Here is an 18,885-nt window from a genome sequence, read left to right as displayed (position 1 = left end):
AAAGTCCTTCCAGTGCTTGTCGCTCGTGAGCAAGGCGCTTGCGCTTTTCTTATGAAAGGGGTGGTGACATTGAGTACTTTTCTTTGGGTGAACCGAATCGTTTTTCTTCTTGTAACGGTATATGCAGTATGGCTCTTCAGCAAAGCGGTGTATACACGGTACGTGTTTATTAAGTTAGGAAAAAAAGCAGAATGGAACCGGTCCGTAAAGGAACGTTGGGAGGCGGTACTCACCAATGTTCTGGGACAGAAAAAATTACTGAAGGATAAAAAAAGCGGCATCATTCATATATTGTTTTTTTATGGATTTCTTCTCGTACAATTCAGTGCCATTGACATGATTTGGAAAGGATTGCAGCCTGGTTCTCATTTACCGCTTGGATCGGTGTATCCTTACTTTACGCTTTTTCAAGAAATTGTCGTCTTGCTCATATTGCTAGCTGTTGCCGCAGCGTTTCACCGCCGGTATATCGAAAAACTGGGCCGTTTGAAAAGAGGATGGAAGGCCGGGCTTGTCCTTCTATTTATTGGCGGTTTAATGATTTCTAAGCTGGTGGCCAAAGGGATGGAAATGATATGGCTCGGAAAAGATCTTTCCTGGTTTGAACCGATAGCTTCTGGAATTGCAATAGTGGCAGCTCCTATAGAAGGATCTGCGGCTGCTGTGTTATTTTTCGTATTTTGGTGGCTGCATTTGCTCTTTTTACTCACGTTTTTAGTATATGTTCCTCAGTCTAAGCATGCCCATTTACTAGCAGGTCCGGCTAACGTGTGGCTTGGACGCACTCATCCTGTTGGAGAGCTAGCTTCCCTTGATTTTGAAGATGAAATGCAAGAAGAATTTGGGGTCGGAAAGGTAGAGAATTTCAATCAAAAGCAACTGTTGGATTTGTATGCCTGTGTCGAGTGTGGCAGATGCACCAGTATGTGTCCCGCCACTGGAACAGGAAAAATGCTCTCTCCGATGGATCTTTTAGTAAAAATGCGGGATCATTTAACCGAAAAAGGGGCCGCTCTCACCTCACGTTCTCCTTGGCTGCCAGCTTATGCCTTTTCACGCACTGCTGGAAATCAATACGCCTCTCAGTCTGTAGGGAAGGACCCGGAAGAGGGGTATCACACCCAGCTCATCGGAGACGTCATTACAGAAGAGGAAATTTGGGCTTGTACGACATGTCGGAACTGTGAGGACCAATGCCCGGTGATGAATGAACACGTCGACAAAATTATCGACTTGCGACGCTACCTCGTATTGACCGAAGGAAAAATGAACCCGGAAGTACAGCGAGTCATGACAAACATCGAGAGGCAAGGGAATCCATGGGGCATCCATCGGAACGAAAGAGAAAAATGGCGGGAAAGTCGAGAAGATATTCATGTTCCTACCTTGGCAGAGTGGGACAGGGAAGAACCGCCAGAGTATTTATTTTTCGTTGGTTCCATGGGCTCTTATGATAAAAGAAGTCAAAAAATAGCCCAATCCTTTGCAAGGCTGTTACAGGAAGCCGGAGTTTCCTTTGCAATTCTCGGGAATAAAGAAAAGAACTCAGGAGATACACCGAGGCGGATAGGAAACGAATTTTTATTCCAGGAACTTGCAGTCTCGAATATTACAGAATTCCAGAAGCACCCCATCCGAAAGATCGTCACCATCGATCCCCATGCCTACAACGCGATAAAAAAAGAATATCCAACATTCGGTCTTGAAGACGTGGATGTGTATCATCACACGGAAGTGTTAGCAGATCTGGTTCGTGAAGGATATTTGGTCCCCCATCGAGAAATAAAAGAAACAATCACCTATCACGATTCTTGTTACCTCGGTCGTTACAATGACATATATGATCCACCGCGCGAAATTTTACGACACATCCCTGGTCTCCGTGTGGTAGAAATGGAGCGAAACCGGGAAAACAGCATGTGTTGCGGAGCCGGCGGCGGATTGATGTGGATGGAAGAAGAAGTGGGTCAACGGGTGAATGTGGAGCGTACAGAACAGGCACTCGCTGTTCGTCCTTCGATGATTGGAAGTGGTTGTCCTTACTGTTTGACTATGTTAACGGATGGTACAAAATCTAAAGAGATGGAAGAAGAGATTGCAACAATGGACATTGCTGAGATACTCGAACGATCTGTTATTGGATAGTTATCAAACAAGGAGAGGTAGGATGTCCATGGGTAGAACCGTGATTCTCGATGGAGCTCGAACCCCTTTTGGAAAGTTTGGAGGCTCTCTGCGGTCATTATCTGCTGGAATGCTCGGTGGGGAAGCAATAAAAGGAGCGTTAAGAAAAACTGAGGTGGACGTGGATACTGTTGAAGAAGTCATCATGGGAAATGTTCTTCAGGGAGGACAGGGGCAGCTACCTTCGCGTCAAGCTGCCCGCCATGCGGATATCCCCTGGGAAGCAGAGACAGAGACGATAAATAAAGTATGTGCCTCCGGGATGAGGAGTTTGACCATGGCGGATCAAATCATCCGGTCTGGAGATAAGCGTGTCATTGTGGCAGGCGGTATGGAATCGATGAGCAATGCTCCTTATATTGTTCCAAAAGCCCGGTGGGGAGCGAAGATGGGACATACAGACCTGTCTGACATGATGATCGTGGACGGGTTAACGTGTTCTTTCCGAGGCGTTCATATGGGCATTTACGGCGGGAATGCTGCGAAAGAAATGAATATTTCCCGGGAAATGCAAGACGAGTGGGCTGTTAGGAGTCAGAAACGCGCAGGAAAAGCGAAGGAGGAAGGATACTGGGCGGAAGAAATTACACCAGTGCAAGTAACCCTTCCTAAAGGCGATACGCAAGTCGTTACCAATGATGAAACCATTCGTGAAAATACAACGATAGAGGCTCTGCAAACATTAAAGCCGGCTTTTTCCAAGGACGGAACGATTACAGCAGGAAATGCACCTGGCGTAAATGACGGAGCGTGTGCCATGGTGCTCATGGATGAAAAACAAGCAGGGAAACGTCCGTTAGCTGTCATTATTGGGCACACCGCGCTTGCGATGGAAGCAGAGGATTTTCCGAAAACACCTGGACTGGTCATTAATAAGCTCTTAAAAAAGACGGGGAAAACCGCAGCAGAGATTGACTTGTTTGAAATAAATGAAGCCTTTTCCGCTGTGGCATTAGCAAGTTCTCAACTGACCGGCATTGACATAGAAAAAATAAATGTTAACGGTGGAGCGGTAGCTTTGGGCCATCCGATCGGGGCAAGTGGGGCGAGAATCATTTTAACGCTTGCCTATGAATTAAGAAGGCGCGGAGGAGGTACGGGCATTGCCGCGATCTGCAGCGGCGGCGGCCAAGGGGACGCGGTAATGATTGAAGTATAACGATGGAAGGCGGGTGAGGGTCGGTGAATATACAAACTGTGGCCGTAATAGGAGCGGGCCAAATGGGAACAGGCATTACCCAAACGTTTGCTCAGTTTCATTATAATGTCTTGCTGTACGATAGTAAGAAGGAACAGCTTTCTAAAGGCGTGGAAGGAATACGAAAGCAAACCGAGAAGCTTGTCCAAAAAGGAAAGATGACGCAATTAGAACAAGAAAGCCTCATACAGCGCATCGTCCCTGTATCGACGATAAAAGAATGCCGGAACGCCAATCTGGTTGTAGAAGCAGCAGTAGAAAACATGGATATCAAAAAGGAAATTTTTCAAGAACTCGACCAATGCGTCTCTTCCCAAACGATTCTCGCGACGAACACTTCTTCCTTATCCATCACAGAGCTAGCAGCAGAGACAACACGTCCGGATCACGTGATCGGCATGCACTTTATGAATCCTGTCCCAGTGATGAAGCTGGTAGAAGTTATCCGAGGACTGGCTACATCAGAGGAGACATATCAAATTGTTAAAGAAACAGCGGAATCTCTCAGGAAAACAGCGGTTGAAGTGAAAGATTATCCTGGCTTTGTGTCCAATCGTGTCTTAATGCCATTGATTAATGAAGCAATATTCTCGGTATACGAAGGAGTAGCGGCACCGGAGGATGTAGATCATATTATGACGTTAGGAATGAATCACCCAATGGGTCCTCTGAAGCTGGCTGATTTCATCGGACTCGATACATGTCTATCGATTATGGAAACGTTACATGAAGGGTTCGGAGAGGATAAATACAGGCCGTGTCCTCTGTTGCGAAAATATGTCAATGCTGGATGGCTTGGCAAAAAATCAGGGCGCGGCTTCTATAGATATTCATCCTGAGTTGCAAGTCTTCTTAAAAGCTGTGCTGGGGAGGGAATTAAGATGGATTTCATGTTTTCAGAAGAGCAGAAAATGATAAGAAAAGCCGTGCGAGAGTTCGCCAAGGAGAAAGTGGCTCCCGAAGTGAAACGAATGGAAGAAGAGGATCGCTTTCCGAAAGAGCTTGTAAACGAACTGGCGCGGTTAGGATATATGGGTATTCCGATTCCAGCGGAGTATGGAGGAGCCGGAATGGATTTCCCTTCCCTGGTCATTGCAATTCATGAAATCTCGAAAGTGAGTCCAGCTCTCGGAGTCATTTTATCCGTGCATACATCGGTAGGAACGGCTCCTATTGTCTCGTTTGGGACCGAAGCGCAGAAGAAAAAATATGTTCCTAAGCTTGCATCGGGAGAATATGTAGGTGCTTTCGCTCTCACCGAAGCCGGGGCTGGAAGTGACGCGTCCGCGATGAGAACGACGGCGAAAAAAGCGGGTGACCGTTATCTTCTCAACGGTTCAAAAGTATTTATCACAAACGGGGGAGAAGCAGATACGTATATTCTATTTGCAAAAACAGAAAATGAACAAAAAGAGAAGAACATGACCGCTTTTATCGTAGAGAAAGAATTTCAGGGATTTTCGATTGGGAAAAAAGAAAAGAAATTAGGATTGAATGGCTCGAATACAACAGAACTCATATTAGAAGACTGTGAAGTACCGGATGAGAATCGTCTAGGAGAAGAAGGAGAAGGGTTTCATATCGCCATGTCTCATTTGAGAGCAGGACGGATTGGCATTGCCGCTCAGTCGGTAGGGATTGCCGAGGGAGCGTTAGCTGAAGCGGCAGCTTATTCGAAACAAAGGAAACAATTTGGAAAACCTATTTGTGAGCACCAAGGGATTTCTTTTAAATTGGCAGATATGGCCGTTAAGGTAGAAGCAGCCACATTATTAACCTATCAAGCCGCTTTGTTGCATCAGAATCACGTACCTTGTACGAAAGAAGCTTCGATGGCTAAACTATATGCATCTCGGACGGCTGTAGAAGTCGCTTCCGATGCAGTGCAAATATTCGGAGGGTACGGGTATATGAAAGATTATCCGGTAGAGCGTTATTTTCGAGATGCGAAAGTGTGTGAAATCTATGAGGGAACGAGTGAAATACAACGGATGGTTGTTGCAAAAAGGCTGCTAAAAGAGTATAAATAGAGACGGAAAAAACAGTTACACAGACGATCCGAAATTGCTGGCATAAATAACCTAAATATGTTTATAATGAAAAGTATAATTTTGGACTGCTTCGGCCCTTTACGAAGGGATGTGGATACAGTCACATCAAAAAAGCGATGTGCCTTGTATCCTTCGAACACATTGCAGGAAGGAAGTGGGAGCTGTGAGCATCACCGATTTTGATCAAGAACAGATTGAAGAAATGTCTGCGGTGGAGCTAGCATACGTTCTCTTAGAAGAAGAGAGCGAGCCTTATGACTATCAAAAGCTATTCGCACGGATTGCCGAATTGAAAGATATGACGCCGGAAGAAAAGAAAAACCGTATGACAAGGTTGTTCACTTCTTTGAATTTGGACGGACGTTTCGTTCACCTGGGAGAAAACCATTGGGGCTTGCGAGAAAGATTTCCGTTAGACCAATCCGATGAAGATTTGAGTATGACGGTACAAGCACCAAAACGACCAAAAGAAATGGACGACGATGAATTTGAAGAAGATGCGGTAGACGGCTTGGAAGATATAGAAGACGAGTTAGATGAATTATCGCATGAAGAAGATGCCGATGATCTGGAAAAGGGAGATAACTTAGAAGGCTTTGGAACGCCTGGCACCCCATTTGAACCAGAGGATGATTACTAATATCTGCTAATGTCGTTTGTACTTGACTTTTAAAATCAGGCTCGGTAAAATCATTTTTGGGCTTGAACCATAAATTTTTTCACATAGCAACGGTTCTCAATAGCAAGAATAATAAACAAAAGTGCGCCCCGCCCATGGGTGAGGTGTCACTTTTGTTTTTTTAATGAAAAAGTGGCTTGCAGCGAAGGCGGAAATGGTCACTTACATGCTTCCGCTTTTCGCCATGTCTAGCTGCAGCGCCAAGCCGCTCGAGATTTCTTCGCCTCCCCCTGCGGCCATGAGGATGGCCTGCGGAGGAGGCAGAAGAACTTGTCGCGGCTGCCCAAGGCGCTTTCGCTTTTCGCAATGTCTAGCTCTAGTGCCTAGCCACTCGGAGGCCCACACGATGTGGGTTAGGTCGGCGTTGTCTCAGGACGAGACGGTTTTAGCCGATCTTCCACTGGTCCTCCAGAACCTGTCGTGGCTGAGCAGGCACTATCGCTTTTCTATATAAAAAGGAGTAGATGAATGAATGGCTAGTAAATATATTTTCGTCACCGGTGGCGTTGTATCTTCATTAGGCAAAGGAATTACGGCTGCTTCTCTCGGACGTCTTTTGAAAAATCGTGGAATCAGTGTCACGATACAAAAGTTTGATCCGTACATTAACGTAGACCCAGGAACGATGAGTCCGTACCAGCACGGGGAAGTATTTGTGACGGATGACGGGGCAGAGACAGACCTTGACCTTGGACATTACGAGCGGTTTATTGATATTAATCTAAGCCGGAACAGTAACATTACGACGGGAAAAGTTTATTCATCTGTGATTCGGAAAGAACGCCGTGGTGATTATCTGGGAGGCACTGTCCAAGTCATCCCTCATGTTACGAATGAAATTAAAGAACGAGTGTATCAAGCTGGCAGAGAAACAGGGGCCGATGTTGTCATTACTGAAATCGGAGGAACCGTAGGGGATATTGAAAGTCTTCCTTTTCTCGAAGCCATTCGCCAGATAAAAAGTGATGTGGGCGTAGAAAATGTTATGTACATTCACTGCACACTCATTCCTTATTTAGCGGCGGCAGGAGAAATGAAATCCAAGCCGACTCAACATAGTGTCAAAGAACTGCGCAGTCTTGGCATTCAGCCGAATGTTATTGTGGTACGGACGGAACGCCCGGTGCCGCAAGACATGAAAGAGAAAATCGCTCTGTTCTGCGATATTAACAAAGATGCGGTCATTGAAGCTCGTGACGAGGAAACATTGTACCAAGTGCCTCTCTCCCTACAAGAACAAAAACTGGATCAGTATGTGTGTGACTATTTAAGTCTGAACGGTCATGAGGCAGATATGAAAGAATGGACCGCACTTGTTGATCGGGTGAAAAACCTTTCCGGCAAAGTTACCATTGCATTGGTCGGAAAATACGTGGCTTTGCCAGACGCTTATTTATCCGTCGCAGAATCATTGAAGCACGCAGGATATGCCTTTGATTCAGACGTTGCTATTCGTTGGGTGAACTCAGAAGAAGTAACTGAAGAAAATGTAAATGAGTTGCTAGCCGGAGCGGACGGTATCTTAGTTCCTGGCGGGTTCGGGGACCGCGGGGTGGAAGGCAAAATTAGCGCCATTAAGTATGCGCGTGAAAAGAAAGTACCTTACCTTGGTATCTGTCTTGGCATGCAGCTTGCTTCTGTTGAATTTGCACGGAACGTTGTTGGTTTGAGGGGAGCAGGATCAGCAGAACTTCATCCTGATGCGGAGGATGCTATTATTGACTTGCTGCCTGAACAAAAGGAAGTAGAAGACTTAGGGGGAACGCTTCGACTTGGGCTTTACCCTTGTAAACTTCAAGACGGTACGAAAGCACAAGCGGCTTATGATGATGAAGTGGTATATGAACGTCATCGTCATCGTTACGAATTCAACAACGAATACCGCAGCCGCTTAGAAGAAGCAGGTATGATCTTCAGTGGGACAAGTCCGGATGGACGTCTCGTAGAAATTATTGAAATTGAAGATCATCCTTATTTCGTCGCTTCTCAATTCCATCCTGAGTTTGTATCGCGGCCGACACGTCCACAGCCACTATTTCGGGAATTTATCAACGCTACGTTGCAACAATCCAATAAAAAGTAAGCGGCCTCGAGCCGATGGAGTCTGAGCTGGATCAATAGAAAAGCGCAAGACTCCTGCTTATCGGCGACAAGCGCTGGAGAAGGAAGTTCGACTAAGAACGTCACGTCCTGTGACAACGTCGAACTGACCCACATCGTGTGGGCCTGAGGAGGCTACGCCGCCGCAGAGCGGGTTGAAGCGATCTCGAGCCGATGGAGTCTGAGCTGGATCCACAAAAACGACAAAACTATAAAAAAGAAAAGCTGCCGTCTATGGAATACCCATAAACGGCAGCTTTTTTTCATGGTACGATGAGTAAGGAGAACTCCAGTATTCGCGCCCGGCCACTCGGAGGCTCATAGGTAGTTGCTCTTTACTAAACACGTCCTGAAAGCCAGAGTGCTCTTATAGTCCACCTTTAATCAAACTCCTCCATCATTTCTTTGATATACAGATAGAGTAGTTGACCTGTAAATAAACTACACAACGCGGTCGGTTCACCCATGCGACTACCATCCTCAGCAGGGATGATCCCATCACGTCCTGGTGTTTGGATCCATATATCTGTAAAATCCAGATCTGTTTCGATGTCTTCCTGCGAGAAGGGAGCCACAATGACAAGAGGGACTTCCTGCTTTTTCAGAAACTCGATCTGTTGCGACAGTTCTGCTGCTTCCTTCTTCCCGGCGAACAGGAGAACGCGGTCCGTGGAATCCGGGGAGGAAGAAGGTTGCCAGTACATCGTGTCTTTCGGGGCTTCTTGATGAGCAGCGAGAGACATGGCAATCCCCGTTAATTCCGGAGTAGCGCTTACATATAACTTTCCCGCTCCTGCTGGGGCTTGAGCTAACAGTCTCGCTCCATCTTCCAAAGGTTCTTCTAGAGCAACAATTTTTTGAAACATTCCTTGAAGCTGGGTTGCAAACATTTTCATGGCTGACACCTCGACTTTGTTCTGTAAATGGGATTGTTTCTACATTATAAGCGAAGTTGCCTTTGCAATAAAATGGCCCTAGAGGCTAACATCCTATCTCACTCATACAGGAAGGAGAATTTGGAAGGAATATGGAATAAATGTAATTGAAAAGAATATTAAATTTGTTATAGAGAGAGCGGGAGGAAGGGGGAATCTATGCACAAGATATTAATTGTTGATGACCAATATGGTATTAGAGCGTTGTTAAAAGAAGTGCTCGGAAAAGAAGGTTATGAAATATTCGAGGCCTCCACGGGAATGGAAGCTTTAGATATGCTGGAAAACATAGCGCCTGATATTATGCTCTTGGATATTAAAATACCCGGTATGGATGGCATTGAAATTTTAAAAGAATGGAAAAAACGAAAAATTGCTTGCCAGACAAGAGTAATTTTAATGACCGCTTATGGAGAATTAGATACGATCAAGGAAGCAAAACAATATGTACCTTCTTCCTACTTAACGAAACCATTTGATATTGATCTGGTAAGAGAAAAAGTGGAAAAAGAATTATCATTGAAATAAAAGAAAAGACATGTAACTTTTCTACAAGGGAAACAATGAAAAGTAAGCATATTATGCTATAATTATTGCAGGTAATTTTAGAAGAGATACTCTTATTTCTTCTCTACATAAAGGTTAGAATAGTCATAAGCCTGAAAGGTCCCTCTGATTTTATTCCAACAGTCGAGAGGCATTTCATGCTGTTTTGCCGCCACAACCCGTTTCCATTGTCTTGGGATGGACGTGTTTCTATATTATACATTCGGGAGGACGTTATGAAGTTTTTTATCGATACTGCGAATCTGGAACAGATACAGGAAGCTAATGATCTTGGCATACTTTCTGGAGTTACGACGAACCCTAGCTTAGTTGCGAAAGAAGGGGTCGATTTTAAAGATAGACTCCGTGAGATTACTAGCATTGTAAGAGAAGGTTCTGTCAGTGCGGAGGTTATTTCCACGGAAGCGGAAGGGATGATTACCGAAGGGCGTGATCTAGCAGCGATAGCTCCTAATATTACGGTGAAAGTTCCAATGACCCTTGAAGGCTTGAAAGCTGTAAAAACTTTTTCAGAGGAAAATATTAGAACAAATGTCACGCTTGTGTTTTCTTCTGTTCAAGCGCTTCTAGCGGCGCGTGCAGGAGCTACCTATGTGTCCCCATTTTTAGGACGTCTGGATGACATCGGGCATAACGGGCTGGATTTGATTAGCGAAATCTCAGAAATCTTTTTTGAACATGCGATTGAAACAGAAATCATTGCTGCCTCTGTGCGCCACCCGCTGCATGTAGCCGAAGCAGCCAAGCGTGGTGCTCACATTGCGACGATTCCAATGAAAGTGATTTCTCAGTTAGTCAAACATCCACTCACGGATCAAGGGATTGAAAAATTCTTGAGTGACTGGGAAAATCGATAAAAGGAAACGTGGCAGGGGTACGATCATCATTCAAGCGCCCGGTTGTCAAAGGGCGCTTGCGCTTTTCTATTGTCTAGCTACAGGTTCTTTTTAAAAAAATAAAACTCAGCCTCTTTTTAAATAATGCGAGGATGTCCATAATGGGAAGAAATGGGACAATCCCACAACGAGATAATGGAGGAAGTGAATCGCTCATGGATAAGTTGATGGTAGAAGGCGGACATCCGTTACAGGGAAAAATACATATCAGCGGAGCGAAAAACAGTGCGGTAGCTTTAATTCCTGCGGCCATTTTAGCAGATTCAGAAGTTTCGATTGACAACCTTCCGAAAATATCGGATGTCGAAACGCTAGCACACCTTCTGGAAGATATTGGTGCTTCCGTCGTTCATGAAGGTACGCATATGTCGATTAATCCTCGAAATATTATGCCGATGCCGCTGCCCAATGGGCGGGTGAAAAAATTACGGGCTTCTTACTATATGATGGGGGCGATGCTCGGGAAATTTAAAAAAGCCGCAATCGGTTTACCAGGTGGCTGCAACTTAGGACCGCGTCCGATTGATCAGCATATAAAAGGATTCGAAGCACTTGGCGCAAAGGTGACAAATGAGCAAGGTTCTATCTTTTTAAGAGCAGACAAGCTAACGGGAGCACGCATTTATCTGGACGTTGTCAGTGTGGGAGCGACCATTAATATCATGCTTGCTGCTGTTAAAGCAGAAGGCCGCACGATTATTGAAAATGCGGCAAAAGAACCGGAAATTATTGACGTTGCTACCATCTTAACGAGCATGGGTGCTAAAATTAAAGGTGTCGGTACAAATGTCATTCGTATTGACGGAGTGTCTGAGCTCAAAGGATGTACCCATTCTATTATTCCTGACCGCATCGAAGCCGGCACTTATATTATCGCGGCGGCTGCGATGGGACAGGAAGTCATTATTGATAATATTATTCCCGATCATTTAGAATCATTGACAGCCAAACTAAAAGAAATGGGTGTTCATATTGAGGCGGGGGATGATCAAATGTATATTCATTCCTCTCCCGGCCTCAAAAGCGCGGATATTAAAACATTAGTGTATCCAGGGTTTGCAACCGATCTTCAACAGCCGATTACCGTTTTACTCACCCAGGCGAAAGGAACAAGCATGGTTACGGATACGATCTACACCTCTCGTTTCAAACATATCGATGAGCTGTCTCGTATGGGAGCAGACGTAAAGGTGGAAGGTCGATCGGCGATTATTCACGGACCTACGCCGCTTGAAGGCGCGAGTGTAAAGGCCAGCGACCTCCGTGCCGGTGCCGCTCTCGTGATTGCCGGGTTAATGGCAAAAGGAGTGACCGAAATTACAGGCGTGGAGCATATCGACAGAGGGTACGAAGACTTAGAAGAAAAGCTAGTAGCGCTTGGGGCAAAGATTTGGCGCGAGCGACTTACCACGGATGAAGTCGAACAAGTAAAAAGTTCATAATCAGCAACACCCACGAGGAGGAGACAGGAAAATGGAAAGAAGTTTAACAATGGAATTGGTACGTGTCACAGAAGCGGCAGCGTTGTCTTCCGCACGCTGGATGGGACGGGGCAAAAAAGAAGAAGCGGATGATGCCGCGACTACAGCGATGCGTGACGTGTTTGATACGATCCCGATGGAAGGAACAGTCGTGATTGGTGAAGGAGAACGTGATGAAGCCCCGATGCTCTATATAGGGGAGAAATTAGGCAGCGGCAATGGACCACGTGTAGACGTTGCGGTGGACCCGTTAGAAGGAACAAACATTGTAGCAAATGGGATGAGTAATGCGTTAGCGGTTATCGCCATTGCGGATAAAGGCAACCTCCTTCATGCGCCGGATATGTATATGCAAAAGATTGCGGTAGGTCCGCAAGCGGCAGGGAAAATTGATATCAATGCTCCTGTGACAGACAACTTGAAAGCTGTTGCTCAAGCGAAAGGAAAAGATGTAGAAGACGTGGTCGTCACTCTTTTAAGAAGAGATCGTCACGCAGATCTTATTCGTGATATCCGTGCAGCCGGCGCTAGAATTAAGTTCATCCAAGACGGGGACGTTGCGGGTGTGATTAACACGGCTTTTGATGAAACAGGCGTAGATATGTATATTGGCATCGGCGGGGCGCCAGAAGGAGTTATTTCTGCGGTAGCCATGAAGTGTCTCGGCGGAGAACAGCAGGCAAAGCTTGCTCCTGAAAATGATGAGGAGTTACAGCGCTGCAAAAAAATGGGTGTAGAAGACGTATCCCAAGTTCTTTATATGGATGATCTTGTTTCTGGTGATGACGCTATTTTCGCAGCTTCCGGTGTAACCGACGGAGAATTGTTAAAAGGAGTTCATTACAAAGGCGAATCTGCCCATACCCAGTCCCTTGTTATGCGAGCAAAATCAGGTACGGTACGATTTGTGGACGGAAAGCATAACGTGAAGAAGAAGCCTAACTTTGTCATGGGATCTTAACAACGATAAGGAAAAAGCTGTGCTTTGGCGGCAGCTTTTTCCGATTTTAAGAACATCCCTTCTTTTATCATTTTCAAGACCCGGCGATTCTCTATGATTCGATCTTATTTGCTATTGCGATTATAAACAAACCGTGGTTAAATAAAGTATGGTTCTCTCTTATAACTTCTAAACGTTTCTTCGAAGCGGTGAATGTGTGCAGCCGTTTTAGAACGATACCATTCCTCTCCTTTTCCATATACAAGCAAATTCCCAATTAAAGTTAAAATTTATTAACGTGAGAGCGTTTCATATAGAAATCGGAAAAACAAGAAAAGTGGTGACCATATTGAGTGTTAATATTTCAGAATTAGAAAACAAAACGCTAAAGGAGCTATACAGCCTCGCGAAGGAATACAATGTCTCCTATTACAGCAAGTTAAACAAACGTGAATTAATTTTCGCTATCTTAAAAGGACAAGCGGAAAAAGATGGACTCATGTTTATGGAAGGCGTCTTGGAAATTATTCAAACTGAAGGATATGGTTTTTTACGACCCATCAATTATTTGCCAAGTTCAGAAGACATTTACATTTCTGCCTCCCAAATACGCCGGTTTGGCTTAAGAAACGGCGATAAAGTGTCCGGGAAAGTTCGCCCGCCAAAAGAGACAGAACGCTATCATGGTCTCTTAATGGTAGAAGCAGTTAACGGGGAAGATCCAGATACCTCGAAAGAAAGACCTCATTTTCCTGCGCTCACCCCACTTTACCCCGATCGTCGGATGCACCTAGAAAACAAACCAGGTCGAATCAGCTCCCGATTAATTGATTTGATTACACCTGTCGGGTTTGGACAGCGTGGTTTAATTGTGGCACCTCCAAAAGCAGGGAAGACATCGTTGTTAAAAGAAGTCGCAAACAGTATCACGGAAAATCATCCGGAAACAGAATTGATCGTACTTCTCGTGGATGAGCGACCGGAAGAAGTGACAGATATTGAACGTTCTGTCGACGGCGATATCGTGAGCTCCACATTTGACGAACTCCCTGAAAACCATGTAAAAGTAACAGAGCTTGTTTTAGAGCGGGCCATGCGTTTGGTGGAGCATAAAAAAGACGTAGTTATTTTAATGGATAGCATTACTCGTTTGGCACGTGCGTACAACCTTGTCATTCCACCAAGTGGACGGACGTTATCCGGGGGGATTGACCCTGCGGCCTTCCACCGTCCTAAACGTTTCTTCGGAGCGGCACGAAATATTGAAGAAGGCGGGAGTTTAACCATCCTTGCGACGGCCTTGGTAGATACGGGTTCCCGGATGGATGATGTCATTTATGAAGAATTTAAAGGAACAGGAAACATGGAGCTCCACCTTGACCGCCGTCTTGCCGAGCGCCGCGTCTTCCCTGCGATCGATATTCGTCGGTCCAGCACACGGAAAGAAGAACTGCTCGTTCCAAAAGAGCATCTGGATAATTTGTGGGCTATCCGTAAATCCATGAATGACACTCCTGAATTTGTGGATCACTTCATCCGTCGGATTAAACAAACGAAAACAAACGACGAATTTTTTGATGAAATGGCAAAAGACCGCGCCAAGCGTGCAGCAGCTCGTAAGTAAGAACAAGCAGGCGAGGACAGGACAAGCATTTTCTGTCATAGATGCTGATAGGAAGCCCCAAGACAGACGGGATAAAAAGGATGCAGATGCATATTGAAAAATCCTTCTGCCCTTGATATAATTTCAACATGTGTGAAAAGCAGAAGCCACTCGTACGACGAGTTGGATAATGTAAAAGACTCTGATCGCAAGTGCCCTTGGTACTTAAGGAATCAAGTCGGAAGGAGTGAAAACGATGAAACAAGAAATCCATCCGGATTATCGTAAAGTTGTATTTATGGATACAAGCACAGGTTTTAAATTCCTTAGTGGTTCTACACGTGCTTCTGAGGAAACTACGGAATGGGAAGACGGTAACACATACCCGCTTATCAAAGTTGAAATCAGCTCTGATTCTCATCCATTCTACACTGGTAAGCAGAAGCTTGCTGATGCTGGTGGCCGTGTTGACCGTTTCAAAAAGAAATACAACCTCAAGTAATGTGCTATATCGGCGACCGGGTCGTGGAGAGTTTTTCTCTGCGCCCGGTCGTTTTTTGTTGGGAGGGCGAGGAGGGAGAGCAGCTTCATGTGTAGGGTAACGCAAGAGTCAGGAAGTTGCCCGGACCCGGAGCAGGCTTATGTGAAAGGTCACGCGGGGAAGCGAAAGTTGCCCAGGGCGAGCGCAATCTCTTGTATGAGGAAACGCAAGAGTTCGAAAGTTGCCGAGGATAAGAGCAGTCAATCGGGAAAGGTAACGCAAAAGCTAGAAAGATGCCCAGAGCAAGGGCGGTCAATCACGGGAAGGCAGGCAACGGGATTCAAGTTGCCCGGAAGCAGGGCAGTATCCCGTTCCATGTCATACAAGGCGTAGGAAGTAACCCGGATCGAGAGCGGGCTCTTGTATAAGGTCACGCAAAGATTAGAAAGTTGCCCAGAGCAAGGTTCATCCCCCATGTGAGGGCAGGCAAGGAGGCGAAAGGTACCCGGTCGTGGGTTGTTTTTCCTCGTGGGGGAAGGCAAAAGGAAGAAAGGTACCCAGACGCAGAAGGTTTTTCTGATGAGGTCAGGCAAGGAAGCGAAAGATGCCCAGGAGCAGAGCAACCATACATTCCAAGTCACGCAAGTGTGGGGAAGTTGCCCCAAGCAAGAGCAGCCTATCGTGCCAGGTTACGCAAGAACTAGAAAGATGCCCGGAAGTAGAGTAGTTTCTGGATAGAGGTCATGCAAAGATCATAATGATGTCTAAGATTGGCGAGGTTTCGCGTTATCTGTTAGAAAAGCAAAACTCCATGTAGATTTCATCTCTGAAAGCATCATTTTTCATTCCTCGCGACATAGTGAACGCCTCTACCTTGGGAGAGCATGAAAAAATGTTTCTTTAGGCAGGTCCTGATCACTTTTTTAGAAACGGTGCCGCCCACCCAGTCGTGAATGTGAGGGGTGGTGATCTTTTTCTCTGGGAAAAGCCATTGAAATTCTTTTACGCTCTCAATGACACCTGTGCTTGCCTGAATACGATAGGAACAGGTAGGACAAACAAGGCGTTGGTGGTGCAATTGGAAGAAAGCAAAGCAGGAGGGACAGAGAATTCCTTTTTTTAACCGATTATAAGAGTATGCAGGAAGTTTATGGTAGGGAGATTCGTCCATATGGAGAGTCAGGAGCCGTTCTGCGAGTTGGTGATGCTTTTGGGTTAGTGGCTTGGCTTCTTTTTTCAATCGTTGAAAAAATCGAGGTAGTTGGCCGGGAAAGATAATGGAAACGTCTCGAGGAGCTTGCAGAAGTACAAATTCGGGATGAACAAAGACGAGATAAGCGGTAACAGAAAAAGAAAAGCGCTCTTTCTGAAGTAATGTTGCGAGGAGAGATTCACTTCGTTTCAATTGATGAAGAGGGTTACGGATTTCTAATCCACTTGTAGAAAACCAACATTCGTCTTCCACGTAAAAGTCCCCTTCATAATTTTTTACCTCAAAAAGCATCACTTCCTTCCCAGTTATTACGAGAGAATCGCATTGAATGATTTGCTGGTTTACCTCGAGGATCAGATCATTCAGTATAAGTGTGTCCGAGGGCAGCCGATACAGCCACTCGTCAAAATGTTTTTCTCCTTCAAATCCTTTCACCATACTCATAAAGTACTGTCGATCTTCTCGGGACAAGTCCATGCGAGCATGTAAGCTTGTCCAAGCACCGATCTCAGGTGATACATTCCGGTGTTTTGTAAACATAGGCCACTCCTATTATTAAAAATATTTAGACAACAATCATATTATATAAGGAATAGGTCAAATGATCAAGAAAAATGGTTAATTTTGAAAATCTAACACATAAAAAGACTGAATAGAAGGAGAAATGAGTCGATATAAATAATGAGAGTGCATATGCGGGGGCTATGCATTCAGTGAATACATAAGGGGGCTGCAGCTTAGAGAAGGAGAGAGTACATTATGAAGTGGAATAGTATCCGTACAAAAATTGTCAGTATTTCTATTGTCAGTATTTTGCTAATTAGCGCAATTAGTGGTTTTTTCCTTTATCAATCTGTGAAGAATACGACCGAACTAGCAATCTCGAATCATAGTGTCAGCACGGCGGAAAATGTCGCGTCTCAAATTGATCCTGATTTATATCGCACATTCTTACAACATCAAGAGGAAACACCGGTGTATTGGGAACTCCGTAATCAATTAAATGACATTCGTGAAAAAACGGGAGCACTTTACATCTACACGATGGGAGTGGAGCAGGTCGGTGAAGGTCTTCCTATTCTGGTTGACGGACAGCCCGAAGGTTCCGATGTGGTATCGGAAATAGGGGAGATTAGTAATACGGCATCTGAGGAAACCATTCAACCGGTTTTAAACCAAGAAGCGATGAGCACAGAAGTAATGGAGGATCCGGATTACGGTAATTATTTATCGGCTTTTGCACCTATTCAAGATACAAATGGGGAAGTCATTGGTGTGTTGGGAGTCGATATTGACGCAGGACAGATCGATGGAACTACTGAAGCGGTGACTTCTGAAGTGATGCCTATTTTCTTGATAAGTATGGGGGTTCTGTTAATCCTCATGGTCGTGCTGCTTTCTTTCTATATTATTCGGTCGCTCAAGCCGTTAGAGCATATTCGGGAGACTGCAGAGAAGCTTTCAGATGGAGATCTAGCGGCGGCGAATGAAAACATATCAAAACTGCCTGTGACGAGAAATGATGAAGTCGGTAAATTAAGCGCTTCCTTCTACGGCATGGTACAGCAATTGAAAGAAATGATCGAAAAAGTAGCTTCCACGTCAGAACACGTAGCAGCATCATCAGAGGAATTATTTGCCAGCGCCGAACAATCCTCTGCGACAAACCGGCAGATTGAAACAGCCATTCAAGAAGTAGCATCAGGCTCACGGCATCAGATGAAAGGTTCTGAGGAAAGCGTGGATGCGATGGAGGAGATGTCTACGGGAGTGCAGCACATTGCAGAATCGGCAACCGCTGTGTCAGAAATCGCAGTCAGTACGCTCGAAGAAGCACAGCATGGAGAAGAGGCTATCCGAAATGTTCACTCCCAAATGGAGTCCATCCATCGTACGACCGATGAATACACGCAAGTGGTTGGCCGTTTAGATGAACATTCTCAAGCGATTGTCAAAATTTTGGATGTGATTACCGATATTTCGGATCAAACGAATTTATTGGCATTAAATGCTGCAATTGAGGCTGCAAGAGCAGGGGAACATGGCAGAAGCTTTGCTGTCGTTTCCGATGAAATTCGTCAACTCGCAGATGAATCCAGGAAGTCGGTGGAACAGATCACGGGAATTGTCGCTAACATTCAAGAGGATATGAAAGAAGCTGTCCACTCGATGAAGAGCGGTCAGGAAGAAGTTCAGTCTGGAACAGTGGTGGTTCAAGACGCAGGAAGAGCGTTCCAGCAAATCCTGCAAGGTATCGAACGGGTCACAGAACGAATTCAAGAAGTGTCCGCGTTGTCGGAAGAAATGTCTGCTGGCTCCGAACAAGTAAAAACAACGATAGGAGAAATGACCAACATCGCGAAAGATGCCGCCACTCATTCCGAGAATGTAGTCGTGATCACAAAAGAACAGATCGCGGCTATGAAAGACATTACAGAGTCATCGGAAGGGTTAAGTACAGTCGCTCAAGAATTACAGGATATGATCCATCGATTTAAAATTTGAACTAGGGGCTGAATCAAAAGGTGTTAATCAGTTGAAAAACACCACGGGCACA

General features: G+C 45.2%; 16 protein-coding genes. 14 read left to right on the top strand and 2 right to left on the bottom strand.

The features are described 5' to 3' along the window. Window positions 1–69 precede the first annotated feature (69 nt). The 6 genes from BM095_RS07165 (at window position 70) to BM095_RS07140 (ending at window position 8,195) form a co-directional block, all read left to right on the top strand. On the top strand, window positions 70–2,145 hold the full coding sequence (locus BM095_RS07165; RefSeq protein WP_091659457.1) for a (Fe-S)-binding protein: 2,076 nt from the start codon (window positions 70–72) through the stop codon (window positions 2,143–2,145). Window positions 2,146–2,173: 28 nt separating this feature from the next. Beyond that, entirely contained in the window at window positions 2,174–3,343 is a 1,170-nt protein-coding gene (locus BM095_RS07160; RefSeq protein ID WP_091659859.1) for an acetyl-CoA C-acetyltransferase, read from the top strand. Window positions 3,344–3,366: 23 nt separating this feature from the next. After that, window positions 3,367–4,221 carry a 3-hydroxybutyryl-CoA dehydrogenase gene (locus BM095_RS07155; RefSeq protein ID WP_091659454.1) on the top strand — a complete coding sequence of 285 codons (855 nt, stop codon included), beginning with the start codon at window positions 3,367–3,369 and terminating at the stop codon, window positions 4,219–4,221. A 42-nt stretch (window positions 4,222–4,263) separates the two neighbouring features. Continuing rightward, on the top strand, window positions 4,264–5,412 hold the full coding sequence (locus BM095_RS07150; protein WP_091659451.1) for an acyl-CoA dehydrogenase: 1,149 nt from the start codon (window positions 4,264–4,266) through the stop codon (window positions 5,410–5,412). A 184-nt stretch (window positions 5,413–5,596) separates the two neighbouring features. Beyond that, entirely contained in the window at window positions 5,597–6,073 is a 477-nt protein-coding gene (rpoE, locus tag BM095_RS07145) for a DNA-directed RNA polymerase subunit delta (protein ID WP_177194743.1), read from the top strand. A 511-nt stretch (window positions 6,074–6,584) separates the two neighbouring features. Further along, on the top strand, window positions 6,585–8,195 hold the full coding sequence (locus tag BM095_RS07140) for a CTP synthase (RefSeq protein WP_091659446.1): 1,611 nt from the start codon (window positions 6,585–6,587) through the stop codon (window positions 8,193–8,195). Window positions 8,196–8,592: 397 nt separating this feature from the next. On the opposite strand, the gene BM095_RS07135 is transcribed toward BM095_RS07140, so the two are convergent. Next, entirely contained in the window at window positions 8,593–9,108 is a 516-nt protein-coding gene (locus BM095_RS07135) for a DUF2529 family protein (RefSeq protein WP_091659443.1), read from the bottom strand. A gap of 198 nt (window positions 9,109–9,306) precedes the next feature. On the opposite strand from BM095_RS07135, the gene BM095_RS07130 reads away from it, so the two are divergent. From BM095_RS07130 to BM095_RS16545, 7 genes are all read left to right on the top strand, one after another. Beyond that, window positions 9,307–9,675 carry a response regulator gene (locus BM095_RS07130; RefSeq protein ID WP_091659440.1) on the top strand — a complete coding sequence of 123 codons (369 nt, stop codon included), beginning with the start codon at window positions 9,307–9,309 and terminating at the stop codon, window positions 9,673–9,675. A 254-nt stretch (window positions 9,676–9,929) separates the two neighbouring features. Further along, complete coding sequence (gene fsa, locus BM095_RS07125; RefSeq protein WP_091659437.1) at window positions 9,930–10,571, top strand: fructose-6-phosphate aldolase; 642 nt, start codon at window positions 9,930–9,932, stop codon at window positions 10,569–10,571. A 194-nt stretch (window positions 10,572–10,765) separates the two neighbouring features. Continuing rightward, on the top strand, window positions 10,766–12,052 hold the full coding sequence (locus BM095_RS07120) for a UDP-N-acetylglucosamine 1-carboxyvinyltransferase (protein WP_091659856.1): 1,287 nt from the start codon (window positions 10,766–10,768) through the stop codon (window positions 12,050–12,052). A 31-nt stretch (window positions 12,053–12,083) separates the two neighbouring features. Beyond that, complete coding sequence (glpX, locus tag BM095_RS07115) at window positions 12,084–13,052, top strand: class II fructose-bisphosphatase (protein ID WP_091659434.1); 969 nt, start codon at window positions 12,084–12,086, stop codon at window positions 13,050–13,052. 328 nt (window positions 13,053–13,380) lie between these two features. Next, window positions 13,381–14,655, top strand: coding sequence for a transcription termination factor Rho (gene rho / locus BM095_RS07110; protein ID WP_091659431.1), 1,275 nt, complete (start codon window positions 13,381–13,383; stop codon window positions 14,653–14,655). Window positions 14,656–14,890: 235 nt separating this feature from the next. Next, window positions 14,891–15,136 carry a type B 50S ribosomal protein L31 gene (locus BM095_RS07105; protein WP_091659429.1) on the top strand — a complete coding sequence of 82 codons (246 nt, stop codon included), beginning with the start codon at window positions 14,891–14,893 and terminating at the stop codon, window positions 15,134–15,136. Between the two features lie 558 nt (window positions 15,137–15,694). Continuing rightward, the gene (locus BM095_RS16545; protein ID WP_177194742.1) at window positions 15,695–15,853 is read left to right on the top strand and encodes a hypothetical protein; all 159 of its coding nucleotides are present in this window, start codon (window positions 15,695–15,697) and stop codon (window positions 15,851–15,853) included. Window positions 15,854–15,950: 97 nt separating this feature from the next. On the opposite strand, the gene BM095_RS07090 is transcribed toward BM095_RS16545, so the two are convergent. Further along, window positions 15,951–16,868, bottom strand: coding sequence for a nuclease-related domain-containing protein (locus BM095_RS07090; RefSeq protein WP_091659421.1), 918 nt, complete (start codon window positions 16,866–16,868; stop codon window positions 15,951–15,953). 219 nt (window positions 16,869–17,087) lie between these two features. Between BM095_RS07090 and BM095_RS07085 the strand changes: the two genes are divergently transcribed. Beyond that, the gene (locus BM095_RS07085; protein WP_091659419.1) at window positions 17,088–18,833 is read left to right on the top strand and encodes a methyl-accepting chemotaxis protein; all 1,746 of its coding nucleotides are present in this window, start codon (window positions 17,088–17,090) and stop codon (window positions 18,831–18,833) included. The last annotated feature ends 52 nt before the right edge of the window (window positions 18,834–18,885 follow it).

This window comes from Alteribacillus iranensis (assembly GCF_900113025.1).
Taxonomy (GTDB): Bacteria; Bacillota; Bacilli; order Bacillales; family Marinococcaceae; genus Alteribacillus_A; species Alteribacillus_A iranensis.
Note: the sequence above shows the minus strand (reverse complement) of the source record. Positions and strands in the feature narration are given on the sequence as shown.

Excerpts from the sequence above, each read along its gene's own strand:
- BM095_RS07160 (WP_091659859.1), top strand. The coding sequence starts at position 2,174 with ATGGGTAGAACCGTGATTCTCGATGGAGCTCGAACCCCTTTTGGAAAG.
- BM095_RS07150 (WP_091659451.1), top strand. The coding sequence starts at position 4,264 with ATGGATTTCATGTTTTCAGAAGAGCAGAAAATGATAAGAAAAGCCGTG.
- BM095_RS07140 (WP_091659446.1), top strand. The coding sequence starts at position 6,585 with ATGGCTAGTAAATATATTTTCGTCACCGGTGGCGTTGTATCTTCATTA.
- BM095_RS07135 (WP_091659443.1), bottom strand. The coding sequence starts at position 9,108 with ATGAAAATGTTTGCAACCCAGCTTCAAGGAATGTTTCAAAAAATTGTT.
- BM095_RS07130 (WP_091659440.1), top strand. The coding sequence starts at position 9,307 with ATGCACAAGATATTAATTGTTGATGACCAATATGGTATTAGAGCGTTG.
- fsa (WP_091659437.1), top strand. The coding sequence starts at position 9,930 with ATGAAGTTTTTTATCGATACTGCGAATCTGGAACAGATACAGGAAGCT.
- BM095_RS07120 (WP_091659856.1), top strand. The coding sequence starts at position 10,766 with ATGGATAAGTTGATGGTAGAAGGCGGACATCCGTTACAGGGAAAAATA.
- glpX (WP_091659434.1), top strand. The coding sequence starts at position 12,084 with ATGGAAAGAAGTTTAACAATGGAATTGGTACGTGTCACAGAAGCGGCA.
- BM095_RS07105 (WP_091659429.1), top strand. The coding sequence starts at position 14,891 with ATGAAACAAGAAATCCATCCGGATTATCGTAAAGTTGTATTTATGGAT.
- BM095_RS16545 (WP_177194742.1), top strand. The coding sequence starts at position 15,695 with ATGAGGTCAGGCAAGGAAGCGAAAGATGCCCAGGAGCAGAGCAACCAT.
- BM095_RS07090 (WP_091659421.1), bottom strand. The coding sequence starts at position 16,868 with ATGTTTACAAAACACCGGAATGTATCACCTGAGATCGGTGCTTGGACA.
- BM095_RS07085 (WP_091659419.1), top strand. The coding sequence starts at position 17,088 with ATGAAGTGGAATAGTATCCGTACAAAAATTGTCAGTATTTCTATTGTC.